Below are 10,658 nucleotides of genomic sequence, written 5' to 3' on the forward strand. Positions count from 1 at the left end.
GGGCCTGGGAGCGGGTGTCGGAGGCGGTCACCGTCAGCACCGTCCCCCGCAGCCGCCCGGCCAGCCGCTCCAGGGCGCGCTCGCGCTGGCGCCCGGTCAGCGCGGAGGTCGCGGCCACGTCCAGCGACACCGACACGCGCGTGTCGGAGGTGTTCACGTGCTGGCCGCCCGGCCCGCCGGAGCGGGAGAAGCGCCAGACGAGCTCCCCCTCGGGCAGTGCGGGCCCGCGCCCCGCGTCGCCCCTGTCCGCCATCGGTGCCCCCTCCCTCGATTCCGCTCAGAGCGTAGCCGCCGAAACGCCGAATGGCACGCCGAATACGGCGCGGCCCCGGCCGCACCGCCCCGGAGGGCGGGGCCGGGGCCGCGCGCAGCGTAGGGGGTGTTGCTCGGATCACGGCCTCCTGCGCGGCGCCCGGGCACGCCCCTCGCCGCTTTCACATCGGCCGACAGCACGCCCGGGCCGACTCCCCCTGCTTCTCGGGAGCACAGCCTTCTCGGGAGCACAGCGGCCCCGCGACGGACATGACGCCGCCGGGGCCCTCCTACGGGCATGCCCCACGCACCACCCCTAGTGCGCCGCGTCGCGCCAGTTCTCGCCCAGGCCGACCGAGACGGCCAGGGGCACGCGCAGATCATAGGCGTCGGCCATCTTGTCCGAAACCAGCTTCCGGACCGGCTCCACCTCGTCCTCGGGCACCTCCAGCACGAGTTCGTCGTGCACCTGCAGCAGCGCCCGCGCCCGGTGGCCGCCCTCGCGCAGCGCCCGGTCCACGTCCAGCATCGCCACCTTGATGATGTCGGCCGCCGACCCCTGGATGGGCGCGTTCAGCGCCATCCGCTCGGCCATCTGCCGCCGCTGCCGGTTGTCGCTGGTCAGGTCCGGCAGGTAGCGGCGGCGCCCCAGGATGGTCTCGGTGTAGCCGTCCCGGCGGGCCTGCTCGACCACCGCCTGCAGGTAGTCGCGCACCCCGCCGAACACCGTGAAGAAGTCCTCCATCAGGGCGCGGGCCTCACCCGGGGCCACACCGAGCTGCTGGGACAGGCCGAACTCGCTCAGCCCGTAGGCCAGCCCGTAGTTCATCGCCTTGATGCGCGCCCGCTCCTCGGGCCCCACCTGCCCGGGGTCGGTGCCGAACACCCGCGCCGCGATCTCGGCGTGGAAGTCGTGCCCGGTCTGGAACGCCTCGATGAGCGCGGCGTCCTCGGACAGGTGCGCCATGATCCGCAGCTCGATCTGGCTGTAGTCGGCCGTCATCAGCGCGTCGAAGCCCGGCCCCACCACGAACGCCCGGCGGATCCGCCGCCCGGCGTCGGTGCGCACCGGGATGTTCTGCAGGTTGGGCTCGACCGAGCTGAGCCGGCCCGTGGCCGCCACCGTCTGGTTGAAGGTGGTGTGGATCCGCCCGTCGTCGGCGATCGTCTTGATCAGCCCCTCCACCGTGGTGCGCAGCCGGGTCTGGTCCCGGTGGCGCAGCAGGATGGACGGCAGCTCGTTGTCGGTCTGGGCCGCCAGCCACGCCAGCGCGTCGGCGTCGGTGGTGTAGCCCGTCTTGATCTTCTTGGTCCTGGGCAGCCCCAGCTCCTCGAAGAGGACCTGCTGGAGCTGCTTGGGCGAGCCGAGGTTGAACTCGCGGCCCACCACCCGGTGCGCCTCCTCCACCGCGCGGCGCTGCTCCGCGGCGAACTCGCCCTCCAGCTCGTCCAGGTAGGCCCGGTCGGCGGCGATGCCCACGCGCTCCATGCCCGCCAGCACCCGCACCAGCGGCAGCTCGACGTCGGCCATCAGCCCGGCGCCGCCCCGCTGCCCCAGCAGCGCGTCCAGCCGGTCGGCCAGCTCCAGGGTGGCGCGCGCCCGCACCGCCAGGTCCGCGCGGACCGCCCCGCCCTCGTCGGCGCCCTCGCCGCCGCCGATGTCCAGCGAGAGCTGGCCGCCCTCCTCCTGGCGCCGCACCAGCTCCTTGTTCAGGTACTGGCGGCACATGTCCTCCAGGCCGGTCTTGCGCTGGCCCGGCTGCACCAGGTAGGCCGCCACCGCGGTGTCGGCGGTGACCCCGCGCAGGTCCCACCCGTGCGCGAACGCCGCCAGCAGCGGCCCCTTGGCCTCGTGCACCGCCTTGGCGCGGTCGTCCGCGGCCAGCCAGGCGGCCAGGGCGCGCTCGTCCTCCTCGCCCAGGTCGGCCGGGTCGATGTAGGCGGCGGCGCCGTCCGGGGCGGCGACGGCCACGCCCGTCAGCGACCCGGCGCCCGCCCCCCAGGTGCCGGAGAACGCCACCCCCGAGCGGCCCTGCGCGGCGTGCCCGTCCAGCCACGCGCCCAGGGCGCCGGGCCCGGGCACCTCCACCGCGCCGTCGAAGTCCTCGCCCGAGGACTCCTCCGCGGCCTCCCCGGCGTGCCCGGTGTCCACCACCTGGAACAGCCGGTCCCGCAGGGTGGAGGCGAACTCCAGGTCGTCGAACAGGGTGTTCACGCCCTGCCGGTCGGCGGCGCCCGGCACCAGGTCGCCCAGGCCCACCTCCAGCGGCACGTCCCCCACCAGCAGGTTCAACCGCTGGTTGCGCAGCACGTCGTCCAGGTGGTCGCGGAAGTTCTGGCCCGCCTTGCCGGTCAGCTCGTCGGCGTGCTCCACCAGGGCGTCCAGCGACCCGTACTTCAGGATCCACTTGGCCGCCGTCTTGGGCCCCACACCCGGCACCCCCGGCAGGTTGTCGGCCTTCTCCCCCACCAGCGCGGCCAGGTCCCGGTACCGCTGCGGCGCGACCCCGTACTTCTCCTCCACCCGCTCCGGCGTCATCCGGGTCAGGTCCGACACGCTCTTGCCCGGGTAGAGCACCGTGCACCCGCCGTCCACGAGCTGGAAGGCGTCCCGGTCCCCCGAGGCGATCAGCACCTCCATCCCCTCGGCGCCCGCCCGCCGCGCCAGGGTGGCGATGACGTCGTCGGCCTCGAAGCCCTGCACCGACACCGAGGCCATGCCCAGCAGCCGCAGCAGCTCCTGCACCAGCTCCACCTGCGAGGGGAACTCCGGCGGGGTGTCGGCGCGCCCGTCCTTGTACTCGCCGTAGGCCTCGTGCCGGAACGTCGGCCCCGACACGTCCCAGGCCACCGCGATGTGCGTGGGCTCCTCCTCCCGCAGCAGCTTGATCAGCATCGACGTGAAGCCGTACACCGCGTTGGTGGACTGGCCCGTCGTCGTCCCGAACTTGTCCACCGGGAGCGCGAAGAACGCGCGGAACGCCATCGAGTGGCCGTCCACCAGAAGCAGGCGGCCACCGCCGCCCGCCGCCGACGCGCCGTCTGCACTGCTCTGACCGGGGGTCTCCTGTGTGTTCGCCACAGGGGAATCCTAGGATGCGGTGCGGACTTTTCGCGCGGCCACGAGCGACGCCGCGCCCGCCCGGGCCGCCGCGCGCTCCCGCAGGACACAGGAAAGAGGCACCCCGCCATGACCCTCAACGCCGAGCAGCTCTCCGAACTCATGGGCGCCGCCAACCCCGGCGGCGGGCTCGGCGAGCGGATGGGCCTCGAACTCGTCGAGGCCTCCCCCGAGCGCGTGGTCGGGCGGATGCCCGTCGACGGCAACACCCAGCCCTACGGGCTGCTGCACGGCGGCGCCTCCTGCGTCCTGGCCGAGACCCTCGGCTCGGTCGGCTCGGCCCTCATCGCCGGAGAGGGGCGCATCGCCGTGGGCATCGAGATCAGCGCCACCCACCACCGGGCGGCCACCGAAGGCCACGTCACCGGGGTGGCCACCCCCGTGCACACCGGACGCACCCTCGCCACCTGGGAGATCGAGATCACCCGCGACGACGGCAAGCGGGTGTGCACCTCCCGCCTGACGTGCATGCTCCGCGACGCCTGAGCCGCACCCGCCCCGGCGCCTCCCACGGCGCCGCGCCCGGCCGACAGGGCCCACCCGGGACGCACCGGGTGGGCCCCTCTTTTTCCCGCTCTTTCCCGCGCCCGCCGCCCTCCCCTGCCACCCCGCAGGGTGACCGCCCTGACGTGCGAGGTCACCGCCGCGCAGGGTTGCCCCACCCTTCACTACGACCCGATAACGGCATGAAGGCGACTCGGCAGCAACGGATCCGGCCTTCTTCCGAAACCACCACGAAGCGAATTAAGCTCCGCTAACGCAGTCGGTTAAGCGCGGCAGACGGCACACCGGTCCGCCCGCCGCGCACCCGCTGAGCCGACCGCCGACCTCGAACCGATCCAGCCGGTTGAACGGAGAGACCTGAATGCCGAGCACCAAGGCCCTCAGCCTCACAGCTGCGGCCGCGGCCCTCACCCTGGGCCTCGCCGCATGCGGCGGCGACGGCGGCAACGGCGGTGGTGGAGGTGAAGGAGACGCCCTGCAGTTCGGGTACGTCTTCCCCCAGACCGGCGACCTGGCCCACCTGGGCCCGCCCCAGGAATCGGCCGCCAAATACGCCCTCCAGCAGATCAACGACGCGGGCGGCGTGAACGGCTCCGAACTGCCCGACTTCATCGAGGGCGACGAGGCCAACGACGCCGCCCAGGCCAACGACGCCGCCCAGCGCGAGGTCGACCAGGGCGCCGACATCATCCTGGGCGCCGCCGCCTCCGGCATGACCCAGGCCATCATGGACACCGTCACCAGCAACCAGGTCGTCCAGTGCTCGGGCTCCAACACCGCCCCCGGGCTCGCCGAAGAGGACGACACCGGGTTCTACTGGCGCACCGCCCCCAGCGACCTCCTCCAGGGCCCCGTGCTCGCCGAGAAGATCGCCGCCGACGGCCACCAGAGCGTCGCCATCACCTACCGCGCCGACGACTACGGCGAGGGCCTGGCCAACGCCGCCGCCGACGCGCTGGAGGAGAACGGCATCGAGGTCTCCTACAACGAGGGATACGACCCCAACGCGCCCAACTTCGACGCCGTCGTCAACGAGATGTCCAACGCCGAGGCCGACGCCAACGTCCTCGTCTCCTTCGAGGAGGGCGTCCAGATCATCACCGGCCTCATCGAGAACGGCGTGACCGCCGACCAGATGTACGCCACCGACGGCCTCAACGACGAGAAGCTCGCCGAGAAGGTCGACTCCAGCGACCCGAGCACCATCGCCGGCTTCCAGGGCACCGCCCCCGACGTCGGCACCGAGGACTTCCTCGGCGGGCTCACCGAGTTCGACTCCGACCTCGAGGTCTTCCAGTTCGCCGGCCAGGTCTACGACTGCGCCATCGTCACCGCCCTGGCGGCCGAGCAGGCCGGCACCAACGACCCCGCCGAGTTCGTCAACGAGGTCGAGGCCGTGTCCAAGGACGGCACCGAGTGCTCCACCTTCGAGGAGTGCAAGCAGCTCATCGCCGACGGCGAGGACATCGACTACCAGGGCGTCAGCGGCCCCATCGACTTCGATGAGGACGGCAACGTGACCACCGCGACCTTCCAGGTCTACGGATTCGATGACGAAGGCGTCCACGAGAAGCAGGACGCCATCACCGTCCCCTAGCCCGGAGGGGCGAGGGGCCGACGCCCACCTAGGGGCGGACGCCGAAGGCCCCCGCGCGGCATTGCCGCGCGGGGGCCTTCTCCATGCCCGGGGGCCGCCCCGTGAGCGTCCCGGGCCGACGGGGCGGCGCCCACGCGCCATCGCCGCCGAGGAGGCCGAGGAGACGGAGGGCCACCCCGCCCCCACACCCGCCGCACCCGGGCGCTCCGGCGGGCCCCGCGCCCGGCCGACGACGAGCCCGCGCCGCGCACTGCCCGCCCTCGGGGGGGTGTCGCGTGGATCATGGCCGTAGAGAGCCCCGTGCGGCGTCATGTCCATCGCACGGCCGGGGGGGGAGCCGGGCAGCAGGCTGTCGACCGATGAGAACGCAGCGAGGGGCGTGCCTGGGCGCCACACAGGAGGCCATGATCCCCGCAACACCCCCGGCGCCGCCCGGGCCCCCGACGACCCCACACCCCCGACGACACCCCGACACCGCACCGGCCGGCCCCGCGCCCCACCCGCACGACGAACGGGGGCGGCGCCCAACGGCGCCGCCCCCGCGAGAAGGAGAAAAGACCTCAGTCCGCCTTCGCCAGCGTCCCCAGGTACAACTCGATCACGTTCGGATCCTCCAACAGCTCCCGGCCCGTGCCCGTATAGGCGTTCCGCCCCTGGTCCAGCACATAGCCCCGGTCACAGATCTGCAGGCACCGGCGGGCATTCTGCTCCACCATGATCACCGACACCCCGGCCGCGTTGATCTGCCTCACCCGCTCGAAGACCTCGTCCTGATAGATCGGCGACAGACCCGCCGTCGGCTCGTCCAACAGCACCACCGACGGCTCCATCATCAGCGCCCGGCCCATCGCCACCATCTGGCGCTCACCGCCCGACAGCGCACCCGCCTTCTGCCGACGGCGCTGCGCCAGCAGCGGGAACAGCTCCGCCACCACCGCGAACCGCTCCCGGAACGCCCTCGGCCGCAAGAAGACCCCCATCTCGAGGTTCTCCTCCACCGTCAGCGACGGGAACACGTTCTGCGTCTGCGGGACATACCCCACACCCCGCTCCACCAGCTCGTGCGCGCTCAGGTTCGCGATCGACGACCCCCGCAGCACCAACGAGCCCCCACGCACCGGCAACAGCCCGAACACCGTCTTGATCAGCGTCGACTTACCCGCCCCGTTCGGGCCGATCACGCCCACCACCTCGCCCTCGCGAAGCGTCAGCGTGCACCCGTCCAGGATGTTCACCTCGGGGATGTACCCCGCCTTGACCTCATCGGCCACCAGCAGGAACTCCGAGTAGTCCGCCACCGGACCCGTCCCGGCGTGCTCCAGCACCTCCCCACGGGCCACCTGGCGCGCCCCCTCGTCCGCCGCACCCGGCCCGCCGCTCTCCGCCATCAGGCCTCCTCCCCCGCGCCCGGGGCACCCGCACCCGGCTCGTCATGGTGCGCACCCAGATAGGCGTCGACCACCTGCTCGTTCGACCGGATGTCCTCCGGCCGCCCCTCGGCGATCACACCCCCCTGCGCCAACACCACGATCCAGTCGCTGATCCCCATGATCACGTCCATGTCGTGCTCCACGAAGAGCACCGTCATGCCCTCGTCCCGCAGCGCCGTGATGTGCCCCAGCAGCGACTGCACCAGCGCCGGGTTCACCCCCGCCATGGGCTCGTCCAGCATCACCATCGACGGGTTCACCATCAGCGAGCGCGCCATCTCCAACAACTTGCGCTGGCCGCCCGACAGGCTCCCCGCCAGGTCGTCCTTCTTCGCATCCAACTTGAACCGCGCCAGCAGCTCCATGGCCCGCTCACGGTTGGCCTCCTCCTGGTGCCGCCACCGCGGCCGCACCAACGACCCGAAGAAGCCCTCACCCACCTGGCCCGGAGCCGCCAACAACATGTTGTCCAGCACCGTCAGCCGCGTCAGCGCCTTCGTCAACTGGAACGTGCGCACCATCCCCTGGCGCGCCACCCGATGGCCCCCCAGGCCGTTCAACCGGCGGCCCTCGAACGACCACTCGCCCGCATCCACCCGGTCGAACCCCGTCAACAGGTTGAACAGCGTCGACTTACCCGCGCCGTTCGGCCCGATCAACGCCGTGATCGTGCCCCGCTGCACCTCCAGGTGCTCCACGTCCACCGCCGTCAGGCCGCCGAACGACCGGCGCACCCCCGACGCCTTCAGAATCGGATCCGGCTTGGCCACACCCACCGCGGGCTCCACACCGGCCATCCGATCGCGCACCGCCGCATCGGCGGTCCTCGACTCACTTGACATTGACCAGCATCTCCTTGCGGTCGCCGATGAGGCCCTGCGGCCGGTACACGATCAGCACCACCAGCGCCAGGCCCACGAACGCGTGCCGCAGCGCACCGATGTCGCTGCCGTCGATGAACGGAAGGGCGTCCGCCGCCACCAACTGCCGCAGCGACTCATCGAACGCCGTCAGCAGGAACCACAGCAGCATCGGACCCAGCACCGGACCGAACGTCCGCGCCGCACCGCCCAGCAGCAGCATCGCCCACAGGTAGAACGTCACCTGCGGCATGAACTGGTCCGGCGTGATGTTCTGCTGGTTGATCGCCAGCATCGCACCGGCCACACCGCCCAGCACACCGCCCAGCACCAGGCTCTGCGTCTTATAGACGAACACGTCCTTGCCCAGGCTGCGCACCGCGTCCTCGTCCTCGCGGATGCCCTTGATGACCCTGCCCCACGGGCTGTGCATCAACGACGCCGTCAACAGCAGCGCCACACCCACCAGGCCCCAGGTCACCAGCATCAGCCACGCCTGGTTCGCCGAGAAGTCGACGCCCAGCACCCCGTACCGGCCCGCCGGAAACGGATTCGCGTCGTAGAACCCCTCCGCCAGACTCTGCCGCCCGTACACGCCGCCCGTCAGCGGCCGCGCGAACTCGGCCCGGTACAGCAGCCGCGCCGCCTCCGCCACCGCGATCGTCGTGATCGCCAGATAGTCCGCCCGCAGCCGCAGCGTCGGAATACCCAGCAACAGCGCCATCACCGCCGCACACGCGATGCTCAGCGCCACCGCCACCCACAACGACAGCCCGAACGTCCCCACGCCGATGCCCACGCCGTAGGCGCCCACCAGCATGAAGCCCACCTGGCCGAAGTTCAGCAGCCCCGTGTAGCCGAAGTGCATGTTCAGCCCGACGGCCGCCAGCACGTACACCGCCGCGATCGGCCCGATCGCCGTCTCCAGGGAGATCGTCAAGATGTCCATCGCGCAATCCCCCTAGCCCACTCGCTCACGGCGGCCCAGGATCCCCTGGGGCCGGACCAGCAGCACCAGGATCATGATCCCCAGCGCCCACACGTTCATCAGCTGCGGCGAGAACCACAGCGTCGACAGCATCGCCACCAGGCCGATCACGATGCCGCCCGCCATCGCCCCGTAAGCGGTCCCCAGACCGCCCAGGATCACCGCCGCGAACATCAGCAGCAGCAGGTGGAAGCCCATCTGCCAGTGCACCGTCGCGTTCAGGCCGTACAGCACGCCGCCCAGCGCCGACAGCGCGCCGCCCAGGCCCCACACGTACAGCGTCACCCGGTTCACATCGATCCCCGACGACTCGGCCAGGTCCCGGTTGTCGGCGACCGCGCGCATCGCCTTGCCCATCCGCGTGAACTGCAGCATGCTCGCCACCAGCACCAGCACGACCACCGCGACCGCCATGATCGCCGCATCGCGCGGCGTGATCGACACCGGCCCCAGCTCCCACGGCTCCTGGATGCGGAACTGCGCGTACTTGTCGCGCCGCGCACCGAAGACCACCAGCAGCACGTGCCGCAGCACCAGCGAGAACCCGATGGTCACGATGAACATCTGGATCAGTGCCACGTTCCGCGCCCGCAGCGGCCGCCAGAGGAACCGCTCCAGGCCCGCGCCCAGCGCGCCGCCCAGCACCACCGCCAAGAGCAGCCCCAGCACCAGCGGGTTGAACACGAAGTCCAGCACCGGGATGCCCTCGAACACCTCGTGCAGCGACGAGAACAGCGTCATGTTCGCGAACATCATCGCCATGAACGCGCCGAAGGTGACCATGTCGCCGTGCGCGAAGTTGATCATCCTGGTGGTGCCGAAGATCAGCGACAGGCCCACCGACGAGACGGCGATGATCAGCCCGAACGTCAGACCCGCGACCGTCAGCTGGACGAACGTCTCTCCAAAGGAGGCCCCGGGCTCCGCGGCGGGGGCCGCGGCGTCCTCCTCGCCCCCGGCGGCGTCCCCGCCGCCGGCGCCGCCGTCCTCGCCCTCGGTCGCCTCCTGTGAGGCCTCCTTGGACTCCTCGGCCGCCTCGGCGGGCGTCACCAGTCGGAAGACCACGGTCCGCTGCTGGTCCTGGCGGACGCTCACCTCCAGCTCCGACCCCGGCTTCTCCGGGACCACGTATTCGTCGGGAACCGTGTCCTCGTCAAGGACCACGCGGTAGTCGCCCGGACCGGGCAACCCCACTTCCCACTTTCCTTCGGAGTCGGTGGTGGCCTCACCGATCACCTCGTCGCCGTCGAACCCTTCGTAGACCGTGATGTCCAGGCCTTCGATGGTGGTCGGCTGACGAATCTGACCGTTGAGGTTCTCACCGCCCGGGGCGTCTGCCGCTGCCGTTCCTGGGATCACCATGAGAGCGGCGATCACGGCGAGCAGCACAGTCACGAGGCGTGTGCGCACGCGCGCTCCTTGCGCATCTGAGAACTGAACCGGTTCCGGGCGGTTCGCCCGGAACCTGCTGTTTTCCGTCGGTGGCGTGAGTTTAGCCCGGTTTAGGCAGGCTGTTCAGCAGGTCTAATACGACGTGATCCAACCGGTACCCCAACGTGCGGATCTGTGACCGGATCGGAACAACCCTCCCGTTGACCAGCGGGAGGGGTGGGGCGGTAGGGGCGGGTGGGCCGGGGCGCCGGTGAGGTGCGGGAAGGGGTGGGAAGGGGTGGGACCGGAGTCGGGGACGGGGTCCAAGGAGAGCCCGGGACGGGGTCGGCGGGGGCCGACCGGAGCCGCCGCGAGGGGCCACGGGGGGCGGCGGGGCCGCGGGGCCGGGAGCGGACGGGGACAGGGCGGGGGCGCGCCCTCCTGCTCCACTGGAGTGGTGCCGCCTCCTCCACACCGGCCCCGGCGCCGGGCACGAGAAAAGCCCCGCCGCTGGTGCGGCGGGGCCTGGACCGGG

8 protein-coding genes are annotated in these 10,658 nt (G+C 71.7%); 2 read left to right on the top strand and 6 right to left on the bottom strand.

All coding sequences use genetic code 11. From position 1 onward, the window contains the following. Both D476_RS31715 and polA read right to left on the bottom strand, forming a co-directional pair. Positions 1–253 (bottom strand): peptide chain release factor-like protein (locus D476_RS31715; RefSeq protein ID WP_017622133.1); only part of this gene is annotated, 253 nt, incomplete at its 3' end. Between the two features lie 315 nt (positions 254–568). Further along, a complete protein-coding gene (gene polA, locus D476_RS31720; RefSeq protein WP_017622134.1) occupies positions 569–3,334 on the bottom strand; it encodes a DNA polymerase I in 2,766 nt (921 codons plus the stop codon). A gap of 108 nt (positions 3,335–3,442) precedes the next feature. Between polA and D476_RS0101065 the strand changes: the two genes are divergently transcribed. Together D476_RS0101065 and D476_RS0101070 are read left to right on the top strand one after the other, a co-directional pair. Further along, positions 3,443–3,859 carry a PaaI family thioesterase gene (locus D476_RS0101065; RefSeq protein WP_017622135.1) on the top strand — a complete coding sequence of 139 codons (417 nt, stop codon included), beginning with the start codon at positions 3,443–3,445 and terminating at the stop codon, positions 3,857–3,859. A gap of 379 nt (positions 3,860–4,238) precedes the next feature. Beyond that, positions 4,239–5,474, top strand: a complete 1,236-nt coding sequence (locus D476_RS0101070) for an ABC transporter substrate-binding protein (RefSeq protein ID WP_017622136.1) — start codon at positions 4,239–4,241, stop codon at positions 5,472–5,474. A 560-nt stretch (positions 5,475–6,034) separates the two neighbouring features. Here D476_RS0101070 and D476_RS0101075 read toward each other — a convergent pair. From D476_RS0101075 to D476_RS0101090, 4 genes are read right to left on the bottom strand one after another with little or no spacing between them, the layout of a single operon-like run. Further along, entirely contained in the window at positions 6,035–6,862 is an 828-nt protein-coding gene (locus D476_RS0101075; protein WP_017622137.1) for an ABC transporter ATP-binding protein, read from the bottom strand. After that, positions 6,862–7,746: an ABC transporter ATP-binding protein gene (locus D476_RS0101080; RefSeq protein WP_017622138.1), complete on the bottom strand. Its 885-nt coding sequence runs from the start codon at positions 7,744–7,746 to the stop codon at positions 6,862–6,864. Before D476_RS0101080 ends, D476_RS0101075 begins: the two co-directional genes overlap by 1 nt. Next, a complete protein-coding gene (locus tag D476_RS0101085) occupies positions 7,736–8,713 on the bottom strand; it encodes a branched-chain amino acid ABC transporter permease (protein WP_017622139.1) in 978 nt (325 codons plus the stop codon). Before D476_RS0101085 ends, D476_RS0101080 begins: the two co-directional genes overlap by 11 nt. Positions 8,714–8,725: 12 nt before the next feature. Further along, positions 8,726–10,141 carry an ABC transporter permease subunit gene (locus D476_RS0101090; protein WP_017622140.1) on the bottom strand — a complete coding sequence of 472 codons (1,416 nt, stop codon included), beginning with the start codon at positions 10,139–10,141 and terminating at the stop codon, positions 8,726–8,728. Between the last annotated feature and the right edge of the window lie 517 nt (positions 10,142–10,658).

It is taken from the genome of Nocardiopsis chromatogenes YIM 90109 (genome assembly GCF_000341185.1).
Lineage (GTDB): Bacteria > Actinomycetota > Actinomycetes > Streptosporangiales > Streptosporangiaceae > Nocardiopsis_A > Nocardiopsis_A chromatogenes.

Coding starts and splice junctions, on each gene's coding strand:
- D476_RS0101070 (WP_017622136.1), top strand. CDS start 4,239: ATGCCGAGCACCAAGGCCCTCAGCCTCACAGCTGCGGCCGCGGCCCTC.
- D476_RS0101080 (WP_017622138.1), bottom strand. CDS start 7,746: ATGTCAAGTGAGTCGAGGACCGCCGATGCGGCGGTGCGCGATCGGATG.
- D476_RS0101085 (WP_017622139.1), bottom strand. CDS start 8,713: ATGGACATCTTGACGATCTCCCTGGAGACGGCGATCGGGCCGATCGCG.
- D476_RS0101065 (WP_017622135.1), top strand. CDS start 3,443: ATGACCCTCAACGCCGAGCAGCTCTCCGAACTCATGGGCGCCGCCAAC.
- D476_RS0101075 (WP_017622137.1), bottom strand. CDS start 6,862: ATGGCGGAGAGCGGCGGGCCGGGTGCGGCGGACGAGGGGGCGCGCCAG.